We start from the raw sequence: 26,268 nt of genomic DNA, 5'->3' as shown, positions 1-26,268 counted from the left end.
TCGCGCCCTCCGGAGGCGGTCACTGGCCGGTGGAAACCTTCAGACCCTTCTTCTTCAGGTCCTCGACGGTCTGCTTCTGTGCCTGCTGGACCGCGGAGACGAACGAGCCCTTGCCCGCCACAGCGGCCTGGAAGCCGTCGTTGAGGTGCTGGTAGGTGGCGTCGATCGTCGGTATCCACTTCCACGAGGTGTCGATGTTCTTGTCCGCCTCGGCGAAGACCTCGTTGTACTTCTGGCCTCCGAAAAACTCCGACGGCTTGTCCAGCGAGGAGCCCTTGTACGCGTCGGCCCCCGCGGGCCAGCCGTATCCGCCCTGCAGCAGCAGGTCGACGCTCGCGGGGTCGGTGTTGAGCCACTCGGCGAACTGCAGGGCCTCGGGGATGTGCTTGGCACCCTTGAGGACAGCCGTGGAGGAGCCACCCCAGTTGGCGGAGACGTTCGCGCCCTCGGTCCACTGCGGCATGGGCGCCACCGACCACTTGCCGCTGGTCTTGGGGGCGTTTCCGCTGATGATGGCGTCGCCCCACTGGGCACTGACCCATGAGGTGATGGCACCGGACTGGAGGTCCTTGTACCAGCCGTTGGCGAAGTCGGGTTCGGTCTTGATCAGCTTCTTGGTGCGCAGTTCGTCCCAGTAGGCGGCGACCTTGAGGGTCTGGGGGGAGGCGATGTTCACCGACCAGGTGTCGCCGTCGACGCCGAACCACTTGGCGCCGGCCTGCCAGGCGAGCGCGGTGAACCAGGCCGAGTTGCCGGGCGGGAAGGTGCCGATGTAGGCCTTCGGGTCCGACTTGTGGATCTTCTCCGCGGCCTGGGCGTACTCGTCCCAGGTCTTGGGCGGAGCGATGCCCCACTTCTTGAACAGGTCGGAGCGGTAGAACAGGCCCATCGGACCGGACGCCTGGGGGATCGCGTAGACGGCCGAGCCGAAGACTCCCTGCTGCCACTGCCAGTCCACGAACTTCGACTTGTCCTTGTCCGCGCCGTACTCGGACAGGTTCACCAGGCCGTTCTCCAGCAGGAACGAGGGGATCTCCTGGTACTCGACCTGGGCCAGGTCGGGCGCGTTGCCGCTCTTGAGGGCGGCGCGCATCTTCGCGTAGCCGCCGCTGCTGCCCGACGGGATCTTCTCCAGTTTGACGTGGATGTCCGGGTGGGTGGCGTTCCACTTGTCGACGGCCTTGTCGACGCCGGGGACCCACGACCAGAAGCGCAGGTCGACCTTCTCGCCGGGCTTGGCGGGCGCCTGCGCCTTGTCCTGCGCATCGCTCGAACCACTGCAGGCGGAGATGAGCAGGGAGAGGGCGACAAAGGTCGTCGCGAGTGCGCCCCGGCTTCTGCGGCGGGGTGTGGTGCGGCTCATGGGAGGAGGTCCTTCCTGGCTTCGTGCTGAAGGTGCCTGTTGCGTGCCGGTCAGTCTCGGAGCGTCACCGTCGCGCCGTCAAGATATATTCATAATTAATTGAAACAGCTATGGTGGGCCCGTAGGCAGCAGCGAGGGAGGACGCACGTGATGACGGAATGCCGCAGGATGACGGGCCGCGTGGCGGTGATCACCGGGGCGGCGCACGGAATCGGCGCGGCCACGGCCCGCCGGCTCGCGGCCGAAGGGGCGGTGGTCGTGGTCACGGACGTGGACGACACGGCCGGCAAGGCCGTCGTGGCGGACATCGCGGACAGCGGCGGACACGCGGAGTACGTGCGCTGCGACGTGACCTCGGCCGCCGACTGGGAGAACCTGGCCCGCCACGTCGAGGAGCACCACGGCCGGCTGGACGTGCTGCACAGCAACGCCTTCGCCCAACTCAACAAAGCAGCACACGAGTTGACCGAGTCCGAGTGGGACGGCCAGATGGCCGTCCTGCTCAAGCCGGCCTGGCGCGGGATGAAGACCTTCGCCGCCCTGCTCCGCGAGTCGAAGGGCTCGGTCGTCCTCACCTCCTCGGTGCACGCCGTCATCGGCCTGCCCGGCCACGCCGCCTACGCCGCAGCGAAGGGCGCCCTGTGCTCACTGGGACGGCAGCTGGCCGTCGAGTACGGTCCCGACATCCGGGTCAACACGGTCCTGCCCGGACCGATCCTCACCGCCGCCTGGGAGGGCATCCCGGAGTCCGACCGGGCGCGCAGCGTGGCGGCCACCGCGGCCAAGCGCTTCGGGCAGCCGGAGGAGGTCGCCTCGGCCGTCGCCTTCCTGGCATCAGAGGATGCCTCCTATGTGACCGGTGCGAGCCTGGTGGTCGATGGAGGATGGAGTGTCATGAAGGAGTCCTCGTGAGGGACGCGCACCGCGCGGCAGTCGATGCACAAGGACCGATACGGAAACGGAGAACGTGGTGACCCATCCCGGTAGGGGGCTGCACGGCCAGGCGGTGGAGGAACTGGGCCGGCGCATCATCCGCGGCGACTACCCCCCGGGCACCGTCGTGGACCCGGTCAAGTTCGAGACCGAACTCGGCGTCAGCAAGACCGTCGTGCGCGAGGCCATGCGCGTGCTGGCCGCCAAGGGCCTGCTGGAGTCGAAGCAGAAACGCGGGACGACCATCCGGCCCCGCGCCGACTGGAACCTCCTCGACAGCGACCTGCTGCGCTGGCAGGGCAGCAGCGCTCCCACCGACGGGTTCCTGGACGACCTCGCCGAGGTCCGCGCGATCGTCGAACCCGCCGGAGCCCGGCTCGCCGCGGCCCGCCGCACCCCCGCCGACCTGGACGCCCTGCGCCAGACCCTCGACGCGATGGCGGCGGCCGGAACGGACGCGGACGCGATGGTCGAAGCGGACCTGGCCTTCCACCGCGCCCTGCTGGACGCCGCCCACAACGAACTGCTCAGCCGGATGGAAGTCGTCATCGAGGCCGGCCTGCGCGTGCGCGACCGCATCGTGCACGGCGCCCGGCACTTCTCCGACTCCATCCCCGTCCACCAGGAACTGCTCGACGCTGTCGAGGCGGGCGATCCGGACGCCGCGGTGGCAGCCGTCGAATCCCTGCTCGCCCAGGCGTCCCACGACCTGGCCGCCGTACAGGCCCAAGAAGACGACGACGACACCGCGACCGGCCCGCTCCCTGAGGAAACTCCTTGAAGATAACCGGACTTGAGACGTTCCTGGTGGCCCCGCGCTGGCTGTTCCTGCGCATCGCCACCGACGAGGGCGTCACCGGATGGGGCGAGCCCGTCATCGAGGGCCGCGCCGAGACCGTACGCGCCGCGGTGCACGAACTGGCCGACTACCTCGTCGGCCGCGACCCGCTACGCATCGAGGACCACTGGCAGGTGCTCACCAAGGGCGGCTTCTACCGCGGCGGCCCCATCCTCTCCAGCGCCGTCGCCGGCATCGACCAGGCCCTGTGGGACATCGCCGGCAAGACCTACGGCGTCCCGGTGCACCGCCTCCTCGGCGGCCCCGTCCGCGACCGCGTCCGGATGTACGCCTGGATCGGCGGCGACCGTCCCAGCGAGGTCGCCGAACTGGCCGAGGAACAGATGAAGGCGGGCTTCACCGCCGTCAAGATGAACGGCTCGGCCGAACTCGCCCCCATCGACACCCCGGCCCGCACCGCCGAGGTCGTCGCCCGCGTCGCGGCCGTCCGCGAAGTGCTGGGCGACGAGCGCGACATCGCCGTCGACTTCCACGGCCGGGCCTCCACCGCCATGTCACGCCGACTGCTGCCCCAACTGGAGGAGCTGCACCCGCTGTTCGTCGAGGAACCCGTCGCACCCGAACACTCCGGCAACCTGCGCAGCCTGGCGGAGTCCACCAGCATCCCCCTCGCCACCGGCGAACGCCTCTACTCCCGCTGGGACTTCCGCGAGGTCATGGCCAGCGGCATCGCCGTCGCCCAGCCCGACCTCTCACACGCAGGCGGGATCTCCGAGGTCCGCCGCATCGCCGCCATGGCCGAGACCTACGACGTCACCCTCGCCCCGCACTGCCCCCTGGGCCCGATCGCCCTGGCCGCAAGCCTTCAGATCGCCTTCTCCGTACCGAACTTCCTCATCCAGGAACAGAGCATGGGCATCCACTACAACCAGCAGTGCGACCTGCTGGACTACGTGATGGACCCCGAACCCTTCCGCTTCCAGGAGGGATACGCGGTCGCGAGCACCCGCCCCGGTCTCGGCGTGGACATCGACGAGAAGGCCGTACGCCGGGCCGCCGAGACCGGACACCGCTGGCGCAACCCCGTATGGCGGGGAGCGGACGGGGCGTTCACCGAGTGGTGAGCACCATAAGCACCATCAGGCCCCCCGCACCGCGAACCGAAGGAGAAACCGCACCCATGAACCTGGTGGAATCGCTGCGCGCCCACCGCCTGTTGGCGATCGTACGAGGCAAGGATCCCGCCGCCGCCCTGCGCACTGTACGCACCCTCACCGAGGAGGGCGTCGCGGCCATCGAGGTCTCCCTCACCACCGCCGACGCCCTGTCCGTCATCAGGCAGGCCCGCGCCGAACTCGGCCCCGACGCCCTCCTCGGCGCCGGAACCGTGCGCTCGGCGGCCGACGCGGCTCGCGCCGTGGAGGCCGGAGCGTCCTATCTCGTCACCCCGGCACTCGTCGACGGACTGGCGGCTTACGGCGTACCCGTGCTGATGGGCGCCCTGACCCCGACCGAGATCGAGACCGCCCTCGCCCGAGGCGCCGACGCGATCAAACTCTTCCCCGGCACGCTCGGCGGCCCCGGCTACCTGCGGGCCCTGCGCGACCCCTTCCCCGAGGTGCCCTTCGTGCCCGTCGGCGGAGTGGACGCGCAGGCGGCCCGCGACTACCTGGACCGGGGGGCCATCGCCGTCGGCGTCGGCTCACCCCTGGTGGGGGACGCGGCCGACGGCGGCGACCTCGACCAACTCCGGGTCCGCGCCGCCGAGTTCCGCAGGGTGGCCGCAGGGGAGACGTCGTGACGACAGCGGCCGCACCCGAGGTCGTCACCTTCGGCGAGACCATGGCGGCGCTGCGCGCCCAAGGCGCGCTGCGGCTCGGCGGCAACCTCGGCCTGTCCGTCGCGGGAGCCGAGTCCAACGTCGCCATCGGCCTCGCCCGGCTCGGACACCGGGTGCGCTGGGCCGGCCGGGTCGGCGCGGACGAACTCGGCGCACTGGTCCTGCGCACCCTGCGCGCCGAGGGCGTCGACATCGACCACGCGGTCACCGACGACACCGGCCGCCCCACGGGACTGCTGCTCACCGAACCCCGCCTGGGCACGCTCACCCGCGTCAGCTACTACCGCGCCGGTTCCGCGGGTTCGGCCGTCGCACCGGCCGACGTCCTGCCCGCGCTGGCTCCGGCACCCCGCGTCCTGCACCTGACCGGCATCACCCCGGCGCTGAGCCCGACAGCGGCCGACGCCGTCCTGGCCGCCGCCACCCACGCCCGCGAAGCCGGCATCACCGTATGCCTCGACGTCAACCACCGCTCCCGGCTGTGGACCGCAGACCGCGCCCGTACCGCGCTGCGGCCGCTGCTGGCCCACATCGACCTGCTCATCGCCTCCGAGGACGAACTGCCACTGGTGGCGGAACACCCGGGCACGGACGAACCGGAGTCGGTGCGCAGCGTTCTGGCGGAAGGGGTCGGCGAAGTGGTCGTCAAACGGGGTGCGCGCGGCGCGACCGCCTTCACCAAGGACGGGACTTGCGACCGTGCGGCGCGCGAGGTCGACGCCGTCGATCTGGTCGGCGCGGGCGACGCCTTCGTCGCCGGATACCTGTCCGGGCTCCTCGACGACGTGGACATCCCGGCCCGACTGCACCGGGCCGTCACCACCGCGGCCTTCGCCGTCGCCACCCGGGGCGACTGGGAGGGCCTTCCCACCCGGGACGAACTCGGCCTGTTCGACCAGCCCGACGGCACGACCATCCGCTGATCCAGGAGACGGAACATGACCTCAACGGCAGCGTCGGCGACGGTTGTCGTGGACGGAGCGTACGAACTCGCCGAGGGCGGCCGCTGGTTCGACGGCCGGTATGTGTACGTCGACATCCTCAGCGGCCGCCTCTTCGAACTGCGCGCCGACCGCGACGACGCCGGGCCGACCGAACTCGCCCGTCTCGACGTGCCGTTGGGCGCCGTGGCGCCGGTGTCCGGCCGGCCCGGCACCTGGATCGCCGCCGCGGGCACCGGCATCGCGCTGCTCACCCCCGACGGCGCCCTGCAATGGCTGGACCGACCCGAGGACCGCACCCCGGCCCCCAGCCGGATGAACGACGGCGTCGCCGACCCGGCTGGGCGCTTCTGGGCCGGCAGCATGGCCTACGACGCCACCCCCGGCGCGGGCTCCCTCTACCGCACGGACCCCGACGGCACGGTGGTCCGCGTCCTCGACGGACTGACCATCGCCAACGGCCCCGCCTTCACCGCCGACGGCACGACCATGTACCTCGCCGACACGGCGGTCGGCACCATTCTGCGCTGCCGGGTCGATCCCGTCTCGGGTGACCTCGTGGGCGGCCCGGAGGTCTTCCTCCGCCTGAGGGACGACGAAGGCAGCCCCGACGGCATGACCGTCGACGAGGAGGGCTGTCTGTGGGTCGCGCTGTGGGGCGCCGGCGCGGTCCGCCGCTACCACCCCGACGGCCGTCTGCTGCACACCCTGACCGTCCCCGCCCCGCACCCCACGTCGGTGTGCCTGCCCCCCGACACCAACCGCCTCCTCGTCACCACGGCCCGGTACGGAGTCACCGATCCGACCGCGACCTCCGGCGCGGTGCTCAGCCTCCCGGTGACGATCAGGGGAAAGGCAGCCTGCTCCTGGCAGGGACGGCTCTGAGCCACCCGCCGGCCTGGGCCTGCGCCAACAGAGCGGGAGGCCTGCGCCGGTATTGATAGGCCCGCCCTATACGGGGCATCGATTTTTGGTCGTGGACCCCTCATCCGCGGCCCGGTTCACTGTGGCGAAAGTCCGCGCGGACCGATCGGGCTCGGTGCCGCGCGATCAGGGAGGCTGCAATGACGCATACCCCGGGCAACGGACGAGCCGAACAGGCCGCGCGTATCGCGGCCAAGCCGTGGTACCGGCAGTTGTACGTCCAGGTGCTGGTGGCGATCGTGATCGGCATCGTGCTGGGCTGGCAGTGGCCGGATCTGGCCACCGACATGGAGCCGATCGGCACGACGTTCATCACCGCGATGAAGATGCTCATCGGCCCGATCGTCTTCCTGACGATCATCGGCGGCATCGCCGGCGTCGCGGACCTCAAGAAGGTCGGCCGTACCGGCATCAAGGCCCTGACCTACTTCCAGGTCGGCACGATCGTCGCCCTGCTGACGGGCCTGGTCGCGATCAACATCTTCCGGCTCGGCGACGGTGTGCACGCCGACCCGTCGACGCTGCAGACCTCGGGCGACGCGAGCCAGTACGTCGAGCAGGGCGAGCACCAGCACTGGTGGGAGTTCCTCACCAACATCGTGCCGGACAGTTTCTTCGGCCCGTTCGTCGAAGGGAAGATCCTTCAAGTGATCTTCCTGGCCGTGGTCTTCGGCATCGCGATCAAGCTGGTCGGGAAGACGGGCGAGCCGATCATCGCGGCCGTGGGACGGCTGACCGAGGTCGTCTTCAAGGTCCTGTCCTTCGTCATGAAGGCCGCCCCGCTGGGCGCCTTCGGCGCGATGTCGTACGCCATCGGAAAATTCGGCCTGTCCACCCTGACCAGCCTCGGCTCCCTGATCCTCCTCTTCTACGTCACCTCGGCCCTGTTCGTCGTGGTCGTGCTCGGCGGGGTGCTCGCCCTGTACGTACGGCTGAACATCTTCCAGCTCTTCCGCTACTTCAAGGAGGAGTTCTGGCTGATCCTCGGCACCTCGACCGCCGAGCCCGCGCTGCCCGGACTGATGCGCAAGCTCCAGTTCATGGGCGCGGAACGGCCCACGGTCGGCCTGGTGGTGCCGACCGGCTACAGCTTCAACCTCGACGGCGCGGCGATCTACCTCTCGCTCGCCACCCTCTACATCGCCCAGGCCACCGACACCTCCCTCTCCATCGGGCAGCAACTCGGTCTGCTGGCCGTCATGTTGCTGACGTCCAAGGGCGCGGCGGGCGTCGCGGGTGGCGGCTTTATCGCACTCACCGCGACCCTGTCGACGGTCGGTTCCGTCCCGGCAGCGGGCATCATGCTCATCTTCGGCATCGACAAGTTCATGTCGGAGTGCCGGGCCCTGGTGAACTTCTTCGGCAACGCCGTCGCCACCCTGTTCGTCGCCAAGTGGGAGAACGGCCTGGACCTGGAGCGGGCCCGGCTGGTGCTGGCCGGCAAGGCGGGCGAGCCGCCCCTGACCGCCGAGGCCGAGGACCTCACCGCCGAGGCGGAGGACGTACGGCCGCTCGCCAAGGCCCCTGCTCCGCAGACCGCTCCGGTGACGTCCTGATGGTGTCCGTACTGATCGCCCCGGACAAGTTCAAGGGCTCTCTCGACGCCGACGAGGTGGCCCGCGCCCTGGAGCGCGGGCTGCTCGAAGCCGCCCCGCAGGCCCGGGTCGAGCGACTTCCGCTCGCGGACGGGGGAGAGGGGAGCGTGGCAGCCGCCTGCGCGGGCCGGTTCAGCGCCGAGAAGATCACGGTGACCGGGCCGACGGGTCTGCCCGCCACAGCCGAGGTCGCGGTACACGGCCGTACCGTCCTCATCGAGGCGGCGGCCATCTGCGGACTCGGAGTGCTGCCGGGCGGGCACAAGGCACCGCTCACGGCCACCAGCCGGGGCATCGGCCAGGCCTTCCAGTACGCGCTGGCGGGCGGGGCGGACACGATCGTCCTCGCGCTCGGCGGGGTCGCCACCACCGACGGCGGCGCGGGCCTGCTGCACTCTCTCGGCGCGACGTTGGCGGCTGAGGACGGCACCCCGATCGGCCCGGGCGGCGCAGGACTCGCCGATCTCCGCACGGCCGACCTCGCCGAGGCCCGCGCGACCCTGGCGGGCGTCGACCTCGTCCTCGCCACCGACGTGGACAACCCGCTGCTCGGGGCGACGGGCGCGGCCGCCGTGTACGGCCCACAGAAGGGGGCGACCGCAGGCGAGGTGCGGCAACTGGACGACACGCTCGCCGACTTCGTACGGCGACTCGACGCGGCGGGCGTCGCCGACGCGGCAGCTCTCGCCGATGTCCCCGGCGCCGGGGCGGCAGGAGGGCTCGGGTATGCCGGGATGCTGCTGGGTGGCCGGGTGCGGTCGGGGGCGGACTACTTCCTCACCCTGCTCGGCGCCGACGAACTGCTGGCCCGGAGCGACTTCGTCATCACCGGCGAAGGCAGCCTCGACGAGCAGTCCCTGTCGGGCAAGCTGCCGGTCGCGCTCGCCCGTCGGGCCCGTCGCCATGACACTCCGGTCCACGCGGTGGCCGGCCGCTGCACTCTTCCCCCCGACACGACCGCCGCCCACTTCCACTCCGTCCAGGCCCTGACGGACCTCACCGACCAGGACTGCGCGCACGACAGGGCCCTGTCGGCCCGACTGCTCGCCCGGTGCGGGCGGACGGTCGCCGACCGCTGGATCCGAAGCGAGGGAACCGAAACCAGCAGGTAGGCTCGCCCCGCCTGTCGCACCAGCACACAGCGGGGAGACGCCGTGGACGCCCGGCAACTGGAGTACTTCCTCGCCATCGTCGAGCACGGCGGTTTCAGCAAGGCCGCCGCCGCCCTCCACGTGGCCCAGCCGTCCCTCTCGCAGGCCATGGCGAACCTGGAAGCGGACCTCGGGGTGGCGCTCTTCCACCGGGTGGGCCGGGGCGTCGTACTGAGCGAAGCCGGTGCGGAACTGCTGGAGCCGAGCCGGCGCGTGCTGCGGGACCTGACCGCCGTACGGGACACCGCGGCCGCGCTCGCCGGGCTGCACGGCGGCACCGTCGAGGTGGCCACCATGCCCTCGCCCGGCATCGAACCGCTCACCACCCTCATCCACCGCTTCGCCGAACTGCATCCGTCGGTGACGGTGAGCACCCAGGCCGCCTTCACCCCGGACGAGGTCGTCTCGCTGGTGCGCAGTGGTGCCTGCGAGCTGGGCCTGCTGGGCAGCGCCGCACCCGTGCACCCCTCCGGCCTCGACGTCCTGCATGTCGAGGACCAGCCGTTCGTCGTCGTCGCCGCCCCGGGCGGGACGATCCAGGACGACGTCGCGATCCGGCCCGAGGGCCTGGCCGGCCAGAAGCTCATCGCGTCCCGGACCGGCAGCCTGATGCGCAGCATCGTGGACGACATCACCGCGGGCGGCACCGGAACCGAGATCGTGACGGTCGTGGACCACCGCACCTCGATCCTGCCGCTGGTCCTCACCGGAGTGGGCGTGGCGGTCCTGCCCTCCTCCTGGACGAGGCTGGCCCGCCGCTGCGGTGCCGTCGTCGCACCCATCGAGCCGACCGCCCACCTGCACGTCGCGATGGTGAGCCTGCCCGCGCATCTCACCCCTGCCGCGCGAGCGTTCCTCGTCCTCACCAAGTCCCTGGCCGAACGCCGGACACGGTCTGCCTGACGCGCGACCGATCGGCCACGCCTATACGTCGTATCGAAAGCAGGTCTTGGACGCGCTGTGACGTCGCTGTGTTGACTCGAACCGACCGCACGACAGCGAGCCGGAGGCACCCCATGACAGCCGCACCCCGCACGTTCCGCATCGCCGCCATCCCCGCCGACGGGGTGGGCAAGGAAGTCGTCGCCGCCGGGCGAGCCGTACTGGACGCCCTGGCCGAGGACTCCGGCGGCGCCTTCGCCTTCCAGTGGGAGGAGTTCGGCTGGGGCTGCGAGTACTACGAGCGCACCGGGAAGATGATGGACGAGGACGGCCTCGACCAGCTGAAGGACTTCGACGCCATCTACTTCGGCGCCGTCGGCTGGCCCACCGTCCCCGACCACGTCAGCCTCTGGGGCCTGCGCCTGAAGATCTGCCAGAGCTTCGACCAGTGGGCCAACGTCCGCCCCGTGCACTTCCTGCCCGGCGTGCAGAGTCCCCTGCGCAAGGCCGACGACACCGAGCTCGACTGGGTCGTCGTCCGCGAGAACAGCGAGGGCGAGTACGCGGGCCTCGGCGGCCGCAACCTCGCCGGCCGCGGGCCCGGCGGTGAAGTCGCCGTCCAGTCGGCCCTGTTCACCGAGGTGGGCTGCGAACGGATCATGCGGTTCGCCTTCGACCTGGCCCGTAGGCGGGCCCACAAGAAGGTCTCCTCCGTCACCAAGAGCAACGCCCAGCAGTACGGCATGGTGCTGTGGGACGACGTCTTCAAGCGGGTCTCGTTGGACTATCCCGACGTGGAGACCGAGAGCGTCCTCGTGGACGCCATGTCCGCGAAGTTCGTCCTGCGCCCCGAGGACCTCTCGGTCGTCGTCGCCTCCAACCTCAACGCCGACATCCTCTCCGACCTCGGCAGCGCCCTGGCCGGCAGCCTGGGCCTGGCCGCCAGCGCCAATCTCAACCCCGAGCGCCGCTTCCCCAGCATGTTCGAGCCGGTCCACGGCTCCGCCCCGGACATCGCGGGCCAGGGCCTGGCCAACCCGATCGGTGCGATCGGCAGCGCCGCGCTGATGCTGGAACACTTCGGCCTGCCCGACCAGGCGGCCCGCCTTCAGAAGGCGATCGAGGCGACGACCGCGGCGGGCGTCCTCACCCGCGATGTGGGCGGCACGGCCACGACCGAGGATGTGACCAAAGCGCTGATCGACGCGCTCGGCGCCTGACGGTCCCAAGGCGTGCCCTTGAGCGTCATCGAGGGCCTCGTGAACGCCATGTCATGGGTGGCGAGCCTCGGAGGTGTGCACACGTCTCGGCCGGGAGCGCGCGGTTCCGTCTCGGGAACCGCGCGCCCGCCGACCGGGGTTGTTCAGGGTGCGGTGGTTGTGCGGCTACGCGGCACGGCCACCCTGGGCCTCGGTCGCGACGTCGGCCCATTCCTCCCAGGTCTTCATGCGCTCGGCGTAGACCTGCGGGACGAAGTGGAGCGGGAAGTCGCCGAAGAAGACCCGCAGCGGCGGATTCTCCGCGTCCACGACCCGCAGCAGAGCCGGTCCGGCAGCTGTCGGATCGCCGTTGGATACGTTGGCGAGATTGGCGACCACGGCCGCGTGCAACTCCTCGTAGGCAGGCATGTGTTCGGAGAAGGTGGCGGACGAGCCGCCCCAGTCGGTGGCGAAGCTGCCGGGCTCCACCAGGGTGACCTTGATCCCGAAGCCGGCCACTTCCTGTGCGAGGGAGTCGGTGAGCCCTTCCAGGGCCCACTTGGAGGCGTTGTAGCCGCCGACCAGGGGGAACGTGATGACGCCGCCGACGCTGGAGATCTGCACGATGTGGCCGCTGCCCTGTGCCCGCATGAGGGGCAGGACCGCCTGGGTGACCCACAGGGCGCCGAAGAAGTTGGTCTCCATCTGGTCGCGAACGCTGCGCTCGGTCAGCTCCTCGACGGCGCCGAACAGGCCGTAGCCGGCATTGTTGACGACGACGTCCAGGCGGCCGAAGCGCTCGTGCGCCCGCTGAACGGCGGCGAAGGCGGCGCCCTTGTCGGTGACGTCCAGGGGCAGCGGGAGGATCGCGTCGCCGTGCGCGGCCACCAGGTCGGCGAGGGCTTCGGTGTCGCGGGCGGTGGCTGCGACCTTGTCGCCCCGCTCCAGGGCCGCCTGGGCGAACTGGCGGCCGAAGCCGCGCGAGGAACCGGTGATGAACCAGATCTTGCTCATGAGAAACACTTTCGTTCGAGGCTGAATCTCTGCGGTACGCTGCATTTTTTTGGCGAGGCGCGTCAGTGGTCGGAGGACGGAAGATGTCTGATCGAACGACACCCGGACTTGACCGACGCACCGAGTTGAGGGACTTCCTGCGCTCGCGCAGGGCCCGGATCCGGCCCGAGGACGCCGGGGTGCCGTCGTACGGCCGGCGGCGCGTTCCCGGCCTGCGCCGCGAGGAGCTGGCGCAGTTGGCGGGAGTGTCGTACGCGTACTACGCGCGGCTGGAGCAGGGGTACGGCGAGACCATGTCGGCCGAGGTGCTGGACGCGGTGGCCCGTGCCCTGCGCCTGAACGCCGAGGAGCGTGGCCATCTGATCCGGCTGGCCCAGCCCGAGCGGCAGAGCACGATCCCTGCCGCGTCGGCATCGCTGCGGCCCAGTGTTCAGCACCTGCTCGACGCGCTCGGCGTGCCCGCCTACGTCGTCAGTCGGCGGCTGGACATCCTGGGGTGGAACCGGCTCGCCGCCGCCGTCTTCGGTGACTGGGGCAGGCTGGCGCCCGAGGAGCGCAACGTGGCCCGACTGATCTTCCTCTCGCCCGAGGCACGTGAGAGGTTCGCCGATCCGCACCGCACCGCCCTGGACATCGCCGGCGTTCTGCGGGTGAACGCCGCCAAAAGCCCGGAGGACCCCCACCTCTCCACGCTGATCCAGGATTTGTCGCAGCAGAGCGAGGACTTCCGGCAGTTGTGGGCGCAGCACGAGGTCATCTGCGGTGGCAGCGGCGACGTGGTGCGGATGCGGCACCCGGTGGTCGGGGAGTTCGACCTCGTCCACGAACCCATGGCGCTGCCGGGCGGTGCCCCCATGCGGCTGGCCACCTACCACGCCGAGCCGGGCTCCCAGTCGGAGAAAGCCCTGCGGATGCTGGCCGACCAGGAGACGCAGCCGCCGCGTTGAGACCCGGGTCCGGACCGGGACGGTGTCAGCGTCGATGGGCATGTGGGTTCCCTTCTCTGCCGGGTGTCGGACGGTGTCGGCTGGGCAGTCGGCGCATGACGACGCCTGCTGGGCGTGCGGGCGGTCAAGCGACCAGGACGGTGGCCGGTGACGTCCCGGCTGCGGGGATCCGCCTGTGGAGGGGACCGGGGACGCGGGACAGGGGCAGGCCGGTGCCGCCCTGGGTGTGGGCGATGATCTCGGCGGTGATGGAGACCGCCGTCTCCTCTGGGGTGTTCGAGCCGGTCAGCCCGAGGTGTTCGCGCAGCAGGTCCAGCAGCGAGGTGCGGTTGTCAACCGTGACGGTGTGCTGGACACCGTTGACGCTCAGGGAGACACGGCTGTCGGGCGGCGGCCGTGGTCGCGATGAACGTGCGCCGGGACGGGGCGGACGAAGACGCCTCGGGAGTCTCTTCGGGACTCTCCTCGGAGGTCTCTTCGGGTGGAGCGAGTGTCGACTCGGGGGGTTCTGTGGACATGCCCACTCTCTCGGATGGCGGGAGGCCGGGCGCGGTACCGATCTGTTCCGCGGGCCGGTGTGTCGATGTAGTTCGGGACGTGACTCGGTGATGGTGGGGGCTTGTTCGGGCGGGAGGGTCCGTCGGGCGACGGAAGCCGGGCCGGTGCCTCGTTGAGGTGGTCGAGGTGCGGCGAGGTGGTCGAGGTGCGGCCAAGGAAACCGCATTCCCAGGTGTCTCGCCCGGTCATCCGTGCGGTACGGCATCCACTCTGCAGGACGCGGCGGGTCTCAACGAGCAGACGTCGTTGGGACGACTGGGGTGCGTATCACTGCTGTTGGTACGTCTGGCGGTAGTTGGCAGAGCAGTAGGCAGGTGAGGGTACTTGCCGGGTCCCCACGCGATCGGGATGTGGTCGGCACTGTCGTCACCACCGCAGCGCCAAGGGTTCATTCCGGACGCACGCCGAGCCGCTCGGCCAGAAAGGCGATGATCTCGTTCCGGGCTTGCACGGTGGGATGGCCGTCCTGGTCGACCAGGTGTGCCGTGACGACGCTGTGGGCACAGCCGACGACGTCACGGAAGAAGGGCGGAGGGTTCGTGTTCGCCGTCTCGGCTTTGAGTACGCGGCCGTCGAATGCGTCCCCGAGCAGCGCTCGGTAGGCCGCGAACCGCTGACCGGTGCACCACCGGTCGTTGTCGAAGCGGTAGGCGAGAACCTTCAGTCCGTCTCGAGCTACCCGTTCAGCCACGGCAGCGGCGTCTTCGTCACTGATCTCCAGACCGCCGGGGTCGTCGAGAGGAAGGGAGGGATGGTTGACCACCGGCGCGATGACAGCGGGTTCGAGCGCCATGGTCAACGCGAAGTTGCCGGTGAAACAGAGACCGAGGGCGCCGACACCAGGACCGCCACACTCGGCGTGCGCCAGCCGGGCGAGGCCGCGCAGCCAGGCGACGACGGGGCTGGTGCCGCCACCGGCGAACGCCCGGAACTCGGCGCTGACACACGCGCGCCGAACGATGGCCTGGCCCGCCTCGGCGAGCGGATAGGCGCCGTCGACACCGAACAGTGAGGGCAGGTACACGGAGAATCCGGCATCGCGCACCCACCGCGCGAATCGCGCGACGTCGGGGCTGATACCCGGCATCTCCGGCATGAGGATGACCGCCGGTCCTGACCCGGAGACGTACACGGTCTTGTCGACGTCATCCACGCGGACGGTCCTCCGAGAGAAGTCGTCCAAGGGGTCGTCCTGGCCTCGCATGATTGTCATGACCGAGATGATGATGAGCGGGCGCCCTCGCTGAGAAGCGGCGGTATCGCCACGCCTCCCGGTAATATCGCCACCCTTCCAACGGCACCGGAGGGGTCGTATGAGTCCGCTGCGAGTTGGTGTGCTGGCCTACCCCGGCTGCTTCGCGTCGGAGGTGTTCGGAGTCCCCGATCTCCTGGCCATGGCAACTCATGTCGCCGCGGCGCAAGGGGCGGTTCAGCCGGCCTACGAGACGTCGGTCATCTCCCCCCGGCGGCGCGTGATCGCCTCCGGCGGTTCGGTACTCGATGTCTCGGCGATCCGTCCGGTAGATGTCTTGATCGTGCCGGGCTTCGAGCTCTCGCCCACGCTCGATCTCGACGCGACACTCGCACACCTGGGACCGGAAGCAGCGTCGATTCGATCGCAGGCGGCCTCGGGGACCGCTGTCGTGTCGATCTGCGTGGGCGCCTTCCTGGTCGCCGAAGCCGGGCTGCTCGGCGGGCGCGAGGCGACCACGTCCTGGTTGTTCGCGGATCGGTTCGCCCGCCGGTACACCGACGTGCGCCTCCGCCCGGAGCGCTTGGTGGTGACCGACAGGGGAGTGACGACCACAGCGGCATTCTCCGCCATGTACGACTTCGCCCTTCAGTTCATCCGCGAGCACGACGGCCCCCGCGTCGCCCGCAGCACCGCGCGTATCGCGCTTGTCGATGACGCGCGTTCCACGCAGGCCCCCTACGTGGACTCGGCGCTCATCCCCACCGTGGGCAGGGAGTTCACGCTCAGCGTCAAGCGGTGGCTCGACCAGAACCTCAGTGCCCGCTATGACCTGCCCACCCTTGCCCAGGAGTTCCACGTCAGCACCAGAACCATGCTCCGTCGCTTCGGCGACGAAGCCGGCGAGACGCCGCTCGCGTACTTGCAGACAGTCCGAGTGCGTCGAGCGAGGCACCTGCTCGAAACGACGGACCGGACCGTCGCCGGCATCGCCGCCGACGTCGGGTACCGCGACCCCGGGGCATTCAGCGGCATCTTCGCCAGACACACGGGCCGGCGGCCGGGGGAGTACCGCGCGATGTTCCGTCGTCGCGACATCCAACATGAGTCAACGCGACAAACGGAGACTGGCCTGCCGGGCCCCGCGTCCGAGCGCACCTCGTGAACGACCTGCTCACGCGCCGCACTTGGCCGGTCGTGCCGCCTCGGTCGTGTCTGTGTTCCGGGCACGCGCCGCGGTGGCTGAAGTGTCTCCGCGATAGACGATGGCGACGGCTGCGAGGCCGATGGCCAGTCCGAGGGCGGTCTGCGGACCGAAGGGTTCACCGAACATGAGGGCTCCCCAGACTGCCGTGACCGGCGCCATGAGGAACATGAGCGTATCGACCTTGGTGACTCCGGAGCGCCTCAGGATCAGCCAGTACAGCCCGTACCCGCCGAAGGTGGACAAGGCCACCAGCCAGCTGATCGCGGCCCAGAACGAGAGCTCGGCAGGCGGCTTCGCGGCGCCGACGCTCACGGCAAGTGCCGTGAAGACGACCGCGCTGGTGGTGCAGTGGACGGTCATCGACACCGCGGGCGCGACCCTCGTGCGCGAGCGGCTTTCTAGGAACGTGGCCGCCACCAGCGAACACATACCGAGGAACGGTATGAGATAGGCCCACCAAACTACGCCGGTACGGGCTGCGGCATCGGCCCTGGTGACGATGGCGACGCCGCCCACCCCCAGGCACAGGCCGAGCCACTGCTTGCGCGATACGTACTGACGCAACAACGGTCCGGCGAGCGCTCCGGCGACGAGAGGTTGCACGCCGTCGATCAGGGCCGTGGTGCCGCTGGAAACCCCGAGTTGGATCGCGTAGTAGACGGTGAGCAGATAGCCGCTCTGCGAGAGCACCCCGATCATGGCCTGCCTGGCCACGTCCCGCACAGTGAGGCCCCGCCAGGACGTTCTGGTGACAGTCACAGCGACGGCGACCAGGAGGACGGCCAGTGGCAGGACCGCCACATCAGGATCGTGACCGCGGACGCACTGCCCGCACCGAGCTTGGCCCCGATGAAGCCGGAACTCCAGCACAGCACAAAGGCGATCGAGAGCAGGAAGTTCACACCTCAGCCTCCACTAAACAGATCGGTATACCCATGGGTACCCACTATACAGATCGGTATACTTTCCGGCATGGGTGCAACGGAGAAGCCGCGACGGATCACGATGACGCCTGCCGCACGTCGCGCGTTGGAGGCCGCCGCGAGGCTGTTCTACGAACGCGGCATCCATGCCGTCGGCGTGGACCTGATCGCTGCCGAGGCCGGGGTGACCAAGAAGACCCTCTACGACCGGTTCGGCTCCAAGGAGCAGATCGTCGTCGAATACCTCGCGGACCGTGACGAGCGCTGGCGGGCCTTCCTCGCGGAACGCTTGGATGCCGCCCCTCCTGCACCCCCGGCACGCGTCCTGGCCGTCTTCGACGCCTCACGCGCATGGGCGGCGGAGAACAGTTCCAAGGGATGCAGCATGGTCAACGCCCACGCCGAGATCAGCGATCCGTCCCACCCGGCCCACCCGATCATCACCGGGCAAAAGGAGTGGATGCTCGACCTGTTCACCCGCCTCGCCGGGGACATCTCCCCAGACGAGGCCGACCACCTGGGCCGCACGCTCATGCTGCTGCACGAAGGAGCGCTCGTCGCCCACGGCCTGAACGTCTTCCCGGATCCCATCGCCCATGCCCGCGAACAGGCGCAAGCTCTCCTCGCCGTCAACGGAGGCACCTCAGAGGAGCGGTGAGGCGATGAGCGGTGCATCGATCGCCGCCGACCAAAGACTCCCTGCGTTTCACGCGTTGGCGGTTTTCTCCAGGCAGGAGCAGCGCCTCAGCCTTTGGCGGTGCCGCGCTGAGCGGTGAGCGCAACCTGGGTCAGGAGGTCTCGAAACTGGACCCGCTGTTCTTCGCTCAACTCCTCAAGCAGCCGTGCTTCAGCGGCCGCGACATCGGTCCGCATGCGCTTCAGTTGCGATCGGCCTTCGTCCGTCAGGATGACGTGGCGAGCCCGGCGGTCTCGCGGATTCGGGCGCCGCGACAGCAGACCCTGTCCCTCCAGGTCGTCGAGGAGGTAGGTCATCACTGTGCGGTCGAGACCGACCTGGCCGGCCAGTTCGAGTTGTGTGGGGGGCGTGTCCCCGGCCTCGGCCAACGCCACGAGCACCAAGTAGGCGCGTGACCCTCCGGGCAGCGTCTCCGAGGCATCGGCCGCAGCGCGCCGAAGCGCCCCCGAGATCATGCGAATAGCCCAGACCAGGTCGTTGTCCAAGGAGAGACACCTGGCGCTCTCGCTCGCTCGGCTGCGGGGTTCAGAGGGCATCCCGTCACCGTAACACCCTTCGGCGTCATGGCAGACGGCCTAGTTTGCAGAACATCTTCCTTGCAGAGTGTTCTGGCGGCGGGGCGCTCCTGTCGGTGGCGGCTTTGATGCCTGGAATGGTGCGCCGACAACACTGATCGATCGCCCTGAGCGGGTCGGTCTCGACGCGAACCCGGGTTGCGATCGGTGCCGTGTGCGGCGCCCCGCGTCAGATCGTAGTGATGACCGCCTCACTTTCTTGCCAGCAGATGTTCTGCTGTACATACTATCTGCATCACAGCAGAACTATGTGGAGGCACCGCACCATGAACCTGTTCCGTCTCGACGCGAGCATCCGTACCGAAGGATCGGTGAGCCGCGCCCTCGCCGACACCGCCGAGCAGGCGTGGCTCGCCGAACACCCCGGCGCCGTCGTGACCCGGCGCGACCTGGGGGTCCAGCCGCTGCCCGGGGATGCGTGGACCGCGCTCGCCCACGAAACCGTCAACCCGTCCGCACCGGCCCCGGACGAGGCGCACGAGCTCCTCGACCGTCTCGGCGCGGAACTGCTCGCCGCCGACGCGTTCCTGTTCGCGGTGCCGATGTACAACTGGAATGTCCCGGAACAGGTCAAGACGTGGATCGACCTGATCCTGAAGCACCCCGTGGTGGGGGTGCACGGTGACTGGCCGCTCAAGGGCAAGCCGGCGCTTCTGACGTTGAGCCGAGGCGGCGGCTACGGGCCCGGCACCCCGAAGGAGGGCTGGGACCACGCCACGCCCTACCTGCGCCTGATCCTGGCCGACGTCTTCGGCCTCGACCTGCAGATCGCCGAGGCGGAGCTGACCCACGCGTTCTGGAACCCGGAGATGGCGCACCTGCGGGCACTGGCCGAAGAGTCGATAAAGACGGGGCACGAGGATGCCGCCGAGCACGGGCTGCGGATCGCCAAGCTGAGCAGGGTCTGACCGGTTGTGCGCTGCGCGGCGTCGAGGATGACGGCTGCCTGCTCGTACGCCCGGGCGGACGGCTCGCGTGGCCGTCCGCTCCGGTCCCGATCCGGACGTCCCTCTCGATGCCGCGCCCGCACGCTCGGGATTCCCGCCTCCAAGACGGCCAGGCTGCCGGAAAGGCCCTGGCCGCCGCGGCTCACTGACGATCCCGACGCTCGCCCGCAGCCGAAGGGCCTCGCGCGCCGGTGGCGACAACTGCCCTTGCCCATCGGATGCTCCAGGCGCGTCACCGATCAGAGATACCGTTTCCACGGCGTCGGCAACCGTCTACGCCCAGGAGCGTCAATCCGGAGCGAGCATGCCGACCGAAGGCCCGGGCAGAACAGCGACGTGGGCGAAGGTCTTTGCTGCGTTCGTTCTCGCCCTCCTGCCCCTGGTGATCTACTTCTTGGTTTCTTTCCAAGGGTCGGGCGCGTTCCCCTGGTGAACGCGGGTTTCTCCTCGTCTTGTCGGACAGGTCCGCGGCAGGTAGCGGTTGGATGCGGTCCGCGTAGTGTCGCGGAATGCATTCTCATCGGAGCTTTGAGAATCCTCCCGCGCTCCCTCACGGGGTGGTGGTCGTGACGTTGGAGCGGGCTTTGCGTGACCGCTCGGCAGAGGGCGAGGCGGCGGGAGTCCTGGTCGGTACCGCGTTGAACGACCCCGACGCGGTGTTCGTCGAGCACTGGTGCGTGCAGGTCGGGACGCGGGCTGTGTCGGGTAGTCCGCTGCTCGGGCTGGCTGGGCTGTGCCTGGGCCACACCGCTCGACGTTTTGGGCATCTCAGCGATGAGGGCCGCGCCCTGGCGGAGTCGTTGGCGGCGCGGGCCGAGTCTGACCCGTCGGATGTGGACAGTCGGGCCCTCGACGGCTATGACGATGTCCGGAGCTTCCTTCACCTGTGGTGATGTGGCCTGTTGCCGCTGCTGTTGCAGGTCAGGCTGCGTTCGCCCTCCTCACGAGGGCTTTAAGGCGCTAGCTGACGGGGAGGGCCGCCTCTGCGGCACGGTGCGGTGGATCGGGCCCGTGCCCTGGGACAAGGGCAGGCCCGAACCTCCGTTGATGTGGGCGATGATCTCCGCGGTGATGGATACCGCCGTCTCCTCGGGTGTGCGCGCGCCGAGGTCCAGGCCGATCGGGGAGCACAGGCGGGCCAGTTGTTCTTCGCTCACGCCTTCTTGCCGCAGCAGGCGCAGGCGTTCGTCGTGGGTACGCCTGGATCCCATGGCGCCGATGTAGCCGGCGGGCAGGTTCAGTGCCAGACGCAGCAGGGGAACGTCGAACTTCGCGTCGTGAGTGAGGACGCACACGGCGGTACGAGAGTCCACGTCGGTGCGTTCCAGGTAACGGTGGGGCCAGTCGGTCACGACCTCGTCCGCGTAGGGAAAGCGCGCCGCGGTGGCGAAGACCGGCCGGGCATCGCAGACGGTGACCCGGTAGCCCACGAAGGCCCCGGCCTGGCTGAGAGCGGCGGCGAAGTCCACGGCGCCGAAGATCAACATGCGCGGGCGGGACGTGTGCACGTGCACGAGGACGGACAGTGGTCCTGCGCCGCCCTGTTCGGTCCCGCAGAGCGCGACGCGGGCAGTGCGTCCCGTGCGCAGCAGAGCAAGGGCCTCGTCCACCACCGCAGTGTCCACCGAGCCGTTGTCCAACGTTCCGGAGATGACCTGACCGTCCCCAAGAACGCTGAGCGTCGCCCCGAGGAGGCCGACCGGCCCGTCCACGACCTGTGCCACGGCGACGGGCAGGCCCTGCACCACCTCGTCGAGGGCAGCGCCGATGTGCGGTTGCGTCGTAGGGTCGACAGTCTGGACGAGGACATCGAGTTCGCCGCCGCACGTCAGGCCCACCGCGAAGGCGTCGTCGTCGGAATACCCGAACCGGGAACGGTGAGGGGCGCCCCTCTCGCGAAGCACTTGCCGGCACATGTCGTAGACCGCGCCCTCGACGCATCCGCCGGAGATGCTGCCGACCGCGTTGCCGTCCGCGTCCACCGCTACGGCTGTGCCGATGGGCAAGGGTGCGCTGCCGTGGACGTCGACGACGGTGGCCAGGGCGAAGGGGCGTGCGTCGCGGCACCAACTGAGCAGTGTCTGCGCGATGTTCAGCATGGGCCTGTCTCCGTGGAGGTGAGGGGGCGGTCCGCCGCGGCGCCGGGGGAGCGTCGCGCGGCGGCGGCCGAGGGAGGGCCGGCAGCCGGACGAGGAGACGGGGGCTGCCGGAGGGGCCGGCGCGCACGTCTCACCAGGGGGGCGTGACCGGCGGCTTCGGCGGCGACGAGGGCTCGTCCTTGCTCCATACCTTGGTGACGCCGTCGAAGGCGTCGCTGAGGAAGCGCACCAGACGCCGGAACCACTTCATCTCTCGACCCCCGATTCCGTTGGGCTCGCTGTCGATGCAGGCTGACCCGGCGCCAGACGAGAGTCCCGCTCGGCCATCGTGAGTACGACTCGGTCCGCGTCCAGGGGCAGGCGGTACGGCTGTACGCCCAGGAGGTCACGGAGCGCCGAGCCGATGGCCGCCGGCGGGAGGATCACCGGTGGCTCGCCCAGGCCCTTGGCTCCGAACGGTCCGGTGTGCGAGTGGTTGGTCTCGATGAAGACGGTCTCGATGTTCGGCGGTACGTCGGCGATGGTCGGAAGCCGATAGTCGTGGAAGTTGGCGTTGACGATGACTCCCAGGTCGTTTGTCCTGAGGTGCTCTGTGAGGGCGTAGCCGATGCCCTGCACAACGCCTCCCTCGACCTGTCCGCGTGCGCCGACGGGGTTGACGACCCTGCCGACGTCATGGACGGCGATGAAGTTGAGGACGTCGACGCGTCCGGTCTCCTCGTCCAGGGCGATCTCCACGCCGTGGCAGTGGAAGGTGGGCTCGCCCAGTCTGAGGAAGCGGGCGCCCCGCAGTTCGGAGCCTTCGACGGGAGCAAGCTCCGCTCGGTATCGACCGGTCGCGACCACGGGACCGGAATGCAGGTGAGCGGACGCGGACACTTCGTCGATCGTCATGCCGGACTCTGGATCGCCCTTGACCTCGACACGCCCTTCGCGGAGCACCAGGTCGGCCGGGTCGACCTCGAGCAGTCGTGATGCTTCGTTCCTGATCTGCTCGGCGACGGCGCGAGCGGCGAGGACCGTGGCGTTGCCGGTGGCGAACATGGTGCGGCTGCCGCGGGAGCCTGAGTCGTAGGGGGATTCCCGGGTGCTGCCGGACTTCAGGACGACGCGGTCGGGCCGGAGTCCGAGTTCTTCGGCGACCATGCTCGGCAAGGCGGTTGAGATGGCGCCGGTCCCGATCTCGGTTCCGCCGGAGGAGAGCGTCGCGGTGCCGTCCTCGTGCAGTTCGACGGTCGCGGCCGACGGGGTGCCGAGGGTGGACCACCATGCGCAGGCGAGCCCGTAGCCGCGGCGGCGGTGGTCGCCCGGGGCGACGTCGGCCTGCCGCCACTGCTGGAGACGGTTCTCGACAACCCGCATGCACTCGTCGGTCGTCCCGCGGAGGGTGATGAGCTCGCCTGTGGGGCCGCGGTCGCCTTCGCCGATGAAGTTGCGTCGCCGGACCTCTGCGGGGTCGAGCCCGAGCCGCTGGGCGATGTCCTCGATCTGGGCCTCGGCGGCGTAGACCATCTGCGGGCCCGAGGGGCCGCGGAACGAGCCGGTGGGGCAGGTGTTGGTGTAGACGGCACGCCCTCGGATGTCGAGGGTGTCGATGCGGTAGGGGCCGGTCGCGTAGAACGCCGCCATCGAGGTCAGGACCGGGGTGTCCATCGCGTACGCGCCGGCGTCGAGCACGACGTCGCACCTGCGGGCCAGGATGCGGCCCGACTCGTCGACCGCGCTGGACATCCGCACGATCGAGTTCTCGCGCGGGTTGCCGGTCGCCATGTCCTCCGCGCGAGAGCAGACGATCTGGACGGGACGACCGGTGGCCAGAGTCATCGCGGCTGCCTGGGGTGCGAACAGCAGGTGCAGCTTGCCGCCGAAGCCACCGCCGATGGCGGGCACCTTCACCTCGATGGCGCCGGTGGGGAGCTCGAACAACTCAGCGAGTTGGGCGCGTACGCCGAACGGCTGCTGGGTGCTCATGATCAGCGAGAACCCACCCGGTGCGGGCGCGGCGGTCACGGCTCGTGGTTCCAGGTAGGCCTGGTGCGCCCGGTGCGACTCGATCTCCGTGTGCACGACGGCGTGTGCCGTGGCGAAGACGGCGTCGACGTCACCGCGCGAGATGTGGACGTCCTCGATGACGTTCGTGTCCCGGTCGTGCACCAGCACCTCGGTGCTCGTCAGTGCCTCGTGGAGGTCGACGACGGGTGTGGTCGCCTCGATGTGTACCTCGACCATGGCTGCCGCTCGGCGGGCGAGGGCCAGGGAGGTGGCCGCGACCATCGCGACGGGTTCGCCCACGAACCTGACCCGTTCACGGGCGAAGATCGGCTGGTCCTTGACGTAGTTCCCGTAGCGGCGGTCCGTCACGTCCTCGGCGGTCAGGACCTTGACGACGCCGTCGAGTGCCACCGCCCGGTCGACGTTGATGCCGCGGAGCCGGCCGGCCGCGACGGGCGACTGCACGAGGACGCCGTAGAGCATCCCGGGGAGGCGGATGTCCTCGGTGTAGGTGGTGTGGCCGGTGAGGCGCTCGGCCGCGTCGCGGCGGATGAGCTGGGCGCCGATGTTCAGGTGGGGACCGTACTCTTCTGCGCTCATCGCGGTGCCCCGCTCGCCCGTCGGACCGCCTCGAGGATCGGCAGGTAGCCGGTGCAGCGGCACAGATTGCCGGCGAGCGCTTCCTTGATGTCCTCGTCGGTGGCCGCTCCTGGTTCGGTCCTGGCGAGCAGCGCGCAGGTCGACATGATGAACCCGGGGCTGCAGAAACCGCACTGGACGGCGTCGGCCTTCACGAACTCCTCGGCGACGACCGCGCCGATCCCGCTCGCGGTGGCGCCTTCGACCGTCTCGACCGAGTGTCCTTCGCATTCCAGCACATACACGAGGCAGCTGTTGACCGCTTCGCCGTCGACGGTGACGGTGCACGCACCGCAGTCACCGGTGCCGCATCCGAGCTTCGCGCCGGTGAGGCCGCACTCGTACCGGAGGGCGTCCAAGAGCAGTGTGTCGGGCGCGACCGCGATGTCGTGGTCCGCGCCGTTGACGCGCAGGGTCATGCGTGAAGTCATCGGTGGTGTCCTCCTCGCGCCCGCTCGAGCGCGATGCCGATCGCGCGCTTGGCGAGCACTGGTAGCACGGTGCGCCGGTGGGCACGTGAGCCCCGGCCGTCGTCGATGGGGGTGGCGGTGTTGAGCACCAACTGGGCGGCGGCCTCGATGGAGGGTTCGTCCAGCTCGGTCCCGACGAGCGCGTCGGCGGCGTCGGGGGCCGGCACAGGGGTGGCCGCGGCGGCGCCGAGCGCCACGCGGGCGGCTACGCAGCGTCCGTTCTCGATCTCCAGATGGGCTGCCACGCCGACCACGGCCAGGTCCATCGCGAGACGGTAGGTGAAGCGCAGATACGCGGAGGCACCACGGGACGCGGGAACGATGATCCGTGTGAGCAGCTCGTCGGGTTCGCGGACCGTCCGGCCCGGCCCGGTGAAGAAGTCGTGCCCTGACACCAGTCGTGTCCCGGTGGTGGAGGCGAGCTCCAGTCGAGCGCCTGACGCCAGAACCCCCGGGAGGGTGTCGCCTGCTGGTGAGGCCCGGCAGATGTTGCCCCCGATCGTTCCCCGCGCGCGGGTCTGCCAGCCGCCGACCAGCGCGGCTCCGTCAGTGATGGCGTTGGGCGGTACGACGGTCGTCTCGGCCAGCTCCCGCAGGGAGGTTGCGGCGCCGATGGTGAGCGTGCCGTAGGCGTCGAGACTGATTCCGCGCAGTTCGCAGACGCCCTTGATGTCGACGATGTCGTGGGCGCGGTCGACCATGCCGTCGGCACGCATCACGACGAGGTCGGTGCCGCCGGCGAGCACTGACGCCGGGCGGCGGCCCAGGAGAGTCAGGAGTTCGGAAAGGTTGTCGGGCCGCCTGTAGCTGCCGACGTCGGGCTCGGACATCCCGGTCCTCGTTGTCATGGCTTCATGGCCGGCGCGCGGACCGAGGCCGCCAGTGCGACGACCGCTCCCAGGTAGCCGTGGTGGCGCAGACCCATGACGGTGGCGTCGCAGGACTGGGTGAACGTGGAGAGGTGTCCGGTCGCGAAGATGTTGGCGAAGTGCACCTCGACGAACGGCTTGCCGGTTTCCTCCAGGGCGATGCGAGTGGGGTCGCCGAATGCCCAGAGCCCGCCGGGGTTGATGATGTAGCCGTCCATGTCCGGGTTGGCCTCGAGGAAGTCGACGAGGTCGCCTTCGTGGTTGGAGTGGAAGGCGGTCACGTCGGCACCGACGGTGTCGCCGACCTCGGTGACCAGGTCCTCGAGCGCCTGGAGGGAGGCGATGCTCCCGTAGATGTTCCTGTCGCGCCGGCCGAGATTGGTCATGTTCAGGCCGTTGAGCAGTGCGAAACGGAGCCGCCTGCCGGTGTCGGTGCCTGCGGTGTCCGCGGTGTCCGCGGTGTCCGCGGTGTCCGTGGTGTCGGTGGCGCCGACGGTGTCTGCGTTGGTCAT

General features: G+C 69.8%; 24 protein-coding genes and 2 pseudogenes. 15 read left to right on the top strand and 11 right to left on the bottom strand.

From position 1 onward, the window contains the following. Positions 1 to 19: 19 nt before the first annotated feature. Positions 20 to 1,363: an ABC transporter substrate-binding protein gene (locus tag ABKA17_RS47020; RefSeq protein ID WP_353698620.1), complete on the bottom strand. Its 1,344-nt coding sequence runs from the start codon at positions 1,361 to 1,363 to the stop codon at positions 20 to 22. A gap of 150 nt (positions 1,364 to 1,513) precedes the next feature. On the opposite strand from ABKA17_RS47020, the gene ABKA17_RS47015 reads away from it, so the two are divergent. The 10 genes from ABKA17_RS47015 to ABKA17_RS46970 all read left to right on the top strand — a co-directional run bounded on the left by ABKA17_RS47015 (position 1,514) and on the right by ABKA17_RS46970 (position 11,648). After that, positions 1,514 to 2,275, top strand: coding sequence for an SDR family NAD(P)-dependent oxidoreductase (locus tag ABKA17_RS47015; RefSeq protein ID WP_353698619.1), 762 nt, complete (start codon positions 1,514 to 1,516; stop codon positions 2,273 to 2,275). Between the two features lie 55 nt (positions 2,276 to 2,330). After that, on the top strand, positions 2,331 to 3,077 hold the full coding sequence (locus tag ABKA17_RS47010) for a FadR/GntR family transcriptional regulator (RefSeq protein WP_353698618.1): 747 nt from the start codon (positions 2,331 to 2,333) through the stop codon (positions 3,075 to 3,077). Next, a complete protein-coding gene (dgoD, locus tag ABKA17_RS47005) occupies positions 3,074 to 4,219 on the top strand; it encodes a galactonate dehydratase (RefSeq protein WP_353698617.1) in 1,146 nt (381 codons plus the stop codon). The genes ABKA17_RS47010 and dgoD overlap by 4 nt, the downstream gene beginning before the upstream one ends. Positions 4,220 to 4,275: 56 nt before the next feature. Next, positions 4,276 to 4,896 carry a bifunctional 4-hydroxy-2-oxoglutarate aldolase/2-dehydro-3-deoxy-phosphogluconate aldolase gene (locus ABKA17_RS47000; protein ID WP_353698616.1) on the top strand — a complete coding sequence of 207 codons (621 nt, stop codon included), beginning with the start codon at positions 4,276 to 4,278 and terminating at the stop codon, positions 4,894 to 4,896. A gap of 41 nt (positions 4,897 to 4,937) precedes the next feature. After that, the gene (locus ABKA17_RS46995) at positions 4,938 to 5,858 is read left to right on the top strand and encodes a sugar kinase (RefSeq protein WP_353698633.1); all 921 of its coding nucleotides are present in this window, start codon (positions 4,938 to 4,940) and stop codon (positions 5,856 to 5,858) included. A 15-nt stretch (positions 5,859 to 5,873) separates the two neighbouring features. Next, positions 5,874 to 6,761 carry an SMP-30/gluconolactonase/LRE family protein gene (locus tag ABKA17_RS46990; protein ID WP_353698615.1) on the top strand — a complete coding sequence of 296 codons (888 nt, stop codon included), beginning with the start codon at positions 5,874 to 5,876 and terminating at the stop codon, positions 6,759 to 6,761. 179 nt (positions 6,762 to 6,940) lie between these two features. Next, positions 6,941 to 8,356 carry a C4-dicarboxylate transporter DctA gene (dctA, locus tag ABKA17_RS46985; protein ID WP_353698614.1) on the top strand — a complete coding sequence of 472 codons (1,416 nt, stop codon included), beginning with the start codon at positions 6,941 to 6,943 and terminating at the stop codon, positions 8,354 to 8,356. After that, complete coding sequence (locus ABKA17_RS46980; protein WP_353698613.1) at positions 8,356 to 9,507, top strand: glycerate kinase; 1,152 nt, start codon at positions 8,356 to 8,358, stop codon at positions 9,505 to 9,507. Before dctA ends, ABKA17_RS46980 begins: the two co-directional genes overlap by 1 nt. Before the next feature lie 42 nt (positions 9,508 to 9,549). Next, positions 9,550 to 10,449 (top strand): LysR family transcriptional regulator, encoded by a 900-nt coding sequence (locus ABKA17_RS46975; protein ID WP_353698612.1) that lies wholly within the window; start codon positions 9,550 to 9,552, stop codon positions 10,447 to 10,449. Between the two features lie 113 nt (positions 10,450 to 10,562). Continuing rightward, on the top strand, positions 10,563 to 11,648 hold the full coding sequence (locus tag ABKA17_RS46970; RefSeq protein WP_353698611.1) for a tartrate dehydrogenase: 1,086 nt from the start codon (positions 10,563 to 10,565) through the stop codon (positions 11,646 to 11,648). 165 nt (positions 11,649 to 11,813) lie between these two features. Here the strand turns inward: ABKA17_RS46970 and ABKA17_RS46965 are convergent, their stop codons facing one another. Further along, positions 11,814 to 12,641 carry an SDR family oxidoreductase gene (locus ABKA17_RS46965; protein WP_353698610.1) on the bottom strand — a complete coding sequence of 276 codons (828 nt, stop codon included), beginning with the start codon at positions 12,639 to 12,641 and terminating at the stop codon, positions 11,814 to 11,816. Between the two features lie 83 nt (positions 12,642 to 12,724). Here ABKA17_RS46965 and ABKA17_RS46960 point away from each other — a divergent pair, with 83 nt between their 5' ends. Then, entirely contained in the window at positions 12,725 to 13,588 is an 864-nt protein-coding gene (locus tag ABKA17_RS46960) for a helix-turn-helix domain-containing protein (protein ID WP_353698609.1), read from the top strand. 277 nt (positions 13,589 to 13,865) lie between these two features. Here ABKA17_RS46960 and ABKA17_RS46950 read toward each other — a convergent pair. Continuing rightward, a pseudogene (locus ABKA17_RS46950) lies at positions 13,866 to 14,106 on the bottom strand (carbon monoxide dehydrogenase); the annotation flags it as partial. 428 nt (positions 14,107 to 14,534) lie between these two features. Next, positions 14,535 to 15,350 (bottom strand): dienelactone hydrolase family protein, encoded by an 816-nt coding sequence (locus tag ABKA17_RS46945; RefSeq protein ID WP_353698632.1) that lies wholly within the window; start codon positions 15,348 to 15,350, stop codon positions 14,535 to 14,537. Between the two features lie 109 nt (positions 15,351 to 15,459). Here ABKA17_RS46945 and ABKA17_RS46940 point away from each other — a divergent pair, with 109 nt between their 5' ends. Further along, positions 15,460 to 16,503 (top strand): GlxA family transcriptional regulator, encoded by a 1,044-nt coding sequence (locus tag ABKA17_RS46940; RefSeq protein ID WP_353698608.1) that lies wholly within the window; start codon positions 15,460 to 15,462, stop codon positions 16,501 to 16,503. Between the two features lie 9 nt (positions 16,504 to 16,512). Here ABKA17_RS46940 and ABKA17_RS46935 read toward each other — a convergent pair. Continuing rightward, a pseudogene (locus ABKA17_RS46935) lies at positions 16,513 to 17,447 on the bottom strand (DMT family transporter). 70 nt (positions 17,448 to 17,517) lie between these two features. Here ABKA17_RS46935 and ABKA17_RS46930 point away from each other — a divergent pair. Further along, complete coding sequence (locus ABKA17_RS46930) at positions 17,518 to 18,126, top strand: TetR/AcrR family transcriptional regulator (protein WP_353698607.1); 609 nt, start codon at positions 17,518 to 17,520, stop codon at positions 18,124 to 18,126. A gap of 86 nt (positions 18,127 to 18,212) precedes the next feature. On the opposite strand, the gene ABKA17_RS46925 is transcribed toward ABKA17_RS46930, so the two are convergent. Next, a complete protein-coding gene (locus tag ABKA17_RS46925) occupies positions 18,213 to 18,650 on the bottom strand; it encodes a MarR family winged helix-turn-helix transcriptional regulator (RefSeq protein ID WP_353698606.1) in 438 nt (145 codons plus the stop codon). 356 nt (positions 18,651 to 19,006) lie between these two features. Between ABKA17_RS46925 and ABKA17_RS46920 the strand changes: the two genes are divergently transcribed. Both ABKA17_RS46920 and ABKA17_RS46915 read left to right on the top strand, forming a co-directional pair. Continuing rightward, a complete protein-coding gene (locus ABKA17_RS46920) occupies positions 19,007 to 19,648 on the top strand; it encodes an FMN-dependent NADH-azoreductase (RefSeq protein ID WP_353698605.1) in 642 nt (213 codons plus the stop codon). Positions 19,649 to 20,253: 605 nt separating this feature from the next. Beyond that, complete coding sequence (locus ABKA17_RS46915; protein ID WP_353698604.1) at positions 20,254 to 20,580, top strand: hypothetical protein; 327 nt, start codon at positions 20,254 to 20,256, stop codon at positions 20,578 to 20,580. Between the two features lie 48 nt (positions 20,581 to 20,628). Here ABKA17_RS46915 and ABKA17_RS46910 read toward each other — a convergent pair whose 3' ends face one another. From ABKA17_RS46910 to ABKA17_RS46890, 5 genes are all read right to left on the bottom strand, one after another. Continuing rightward, the gene (locus ABKA17_RS46910) at positions 20,629 to 21,786 is read right to left on the bottom strand and encodes an XdhC family protein (RefSeq protein WP_353698603.1); all 1,158 of its coding nucleotides are present in this window, start codon (positions 21,784 to 21,786) and stop codon (positions 20,629 to 20,631) included. 246 nt (positions 21,787 to 22,032) lie between these two features. Next, entirely contained in the window at positions 22,033 to 24,378 is a 2,346-nt protein-coding gene (locus tag ABKA17_RS46905) for a xanthine dehydrogenase family protein molybdopterin-binding subunit (protein ID WP_353698602.1), read from the bottom strand. Beyond that, positions 24,375 to 24,848: a (2Fe-2S)-binding protein gene (locus tag ABKA17_RS46900; protein WP_353698601.1), complete on the bottom strand. Its 474-nt coding sequence runs from the start codon at positions 24,846 to 24,848 to the stop codon at positions 24,375 to 24,377. The genes ABKA17_RS46905 and ABKA17_RS46900 overlap by 4 nt, the downstream gene beginning before the upstream one ends. Continuing rightward, positions 24,845 to 25,717: an FAD binding domain-containing protein gene (locus tag ABKA17_RS46895; RefSeq protein ID WP_353698600.1), complete on the bottom strand. Its 873-nt coding sequence runs from the start codon at positions 25,715 to 25,717 to the stop codon at positions 24,845 to 24,847. The genes ABKA17_RS46900 and ABKA17_RS46895 overlap by 4 nt, the downstream gene beginning before the upstream one ends. Before the next feature lie 14 nt (positions 25,718 to 25,731). Continuing rightward, complete coding sequence (locus ABKA17_RS46890; protein ID WP_353698599.1) at positions 25,732 to 26,268, bottom strand: type II 3-dehydroquinate dehydratase; 537 nt, start codon at positions 26,266 to 26,268, stop codon at positions 25,732 to 25,734.

Source organism: Streptomyces sp. RG80 (assembly GCF_040446465.1).
GTDB lineage: Bacteria > Actinomycetota > Actinomycetes > Streptomycetales > Streptomycetaceae > Streptomyces.
This window is presented reverse-complemented; position numbering and strand designations above follow the sequence as displayed.

Excerpts from the sequence above, each read along its gene's own strand:
- ABKA17_RS46905 (WP_353698602.1), bottom strand. The coding sequence starts at position 24,378 with ATGAGCGCAGAAGAGTACGGTCCCCACCTGAACATCGGCGCCCAGCTC.
- ABKA17_RS46970 (WP_353698611.1), top strand. The coding sequence starts at position 10,563 with ATGACAGCCGCACCCCGCACGTTCCGCATCGCCGCCATCCCCGCCGAC.
- ABKA17_RS46995 (WP_353698633.1), top strand. The coding sequence starts at position 4,938 with ATGGCGGCGCTGCGCGCCCAAGGCGCGCTGCGGCTCGGCGGCAACCTC.
- ABKA17_RS46940 (WP_353698608.1), top strand. The coding sequence starts at position 15,460 with ATGAGTCCGCTGCGAGTTGGTGTGCTGGCCTACCCCGGCTGCTTCGCG.
- ABKA17_RS46980 (WP_353698613.1), top strand. The coding sequence starts at position 8,356 with ATGGTGTCCGTACTGATCGCCCCGGACAAGTTCAAGGGCTCTCTCGAC.
- ABKA17_RS47015 (WP_353698619.1), top strand. The coding sequence starts at position 1,514 with ATGACGGAATGCCGCAGGATGACGGGCCGCGTGGCGGTGATCACCGGG.
- ABKA17_RS46965 (WP_353698610.1), bottom strand. The coding sequence starts at position 12,641 with ATGAGCAAGATCTGGTTCATCACCGGTTCCTCGCGCGGCTTCGGCCGC.
- ABKA17_RS46930 (WP_353698607.1), top strand. The coding sequence starts at position 17,518 with ATGGGTGCAACGGAGAAGCCGCGACGGATCACGATGACGCCTGCCGCA.
- ABKA17_RS46990 (WP_353698615.1), top strand. The coding sequence starts at position 5,874 with ATGACCTCAACGGCAGCGTCGGCGACGGTTGTCGTGGACGGAGCGTAC.
- ABKA17_RS47020 (WP_353698620.1), bottom strand. The coding sequence starts at position 1,363 with ATGAGCCGCACCACACCCCGCCGCAGAAGCCGGGGCGCACTCGCGACG.
- ABKA17_RS46910 (WP_353698603.1), bottom strand. The coding sequence starts at position 21,786 with ATGCTGAACATCGCGCAGACACTGCTCAGTTGGTGCCGCGACGCACGC.
- ABKA17_RS46890 (WP_353698599.1), bottom strand. The coding sequence starts at position 26,268 with ATGACCAACGCAGACACCGTCGGCGCCACCGACACCACGGACACCGCG.
- ABKA17_RS46920 (WP_353698605.1), top strand. The coding sequence starts at position 19,007 with ATGAACCTGTTCCGTCTCGACGCGAGCATCCGTACCGAAGGATCGGTG.
- ABKA17_RS46900 (WP_353698601.1), bottom strand. The coding sequence starts at position 24,848 with ATGACTTCACGCATGACCCTGCGCGTCAACGGCGCGGACCACGACATC.
- ABKA17_RS47000 (WP_353698616.1), top strand. The coding sequence starts at position 4,276 with ATGAACCTGGTGGAATCGCTGCGCGCCCACCGCCTGTTGGCGATCGTA.
- ABKA17_RS46945 (WP_353698632.1), bottom strand. The coding sequence starts at position 15,350 with ATGCGAGGCCAGGACGACCCCTTGGACGACTTCTCTCGGAGGACCGTC.
- dctA (WP_353698614.1), top strand. The coding sequence starts at position 6,941 with ATGACGCATACCCCGGGCAACGGACGAGCCGAACAGGCCGCGCGTATC.
- ABKA17_RS46960 (WP_353698609.1), top strand. The coding sequence starts at position 12,725 with ATGTCTGATCGAACGACACCCGGACTTGACCGACGCACCGAGTTGAGG.
- ABKA17_RS46895 (WP_353698600.1), bottom strand. The coding sequence starts at position 25,717 with ATGTCCGAGCCCGACGTCGGCAGCTACAGGCGGCCCGACAACCTTTCC.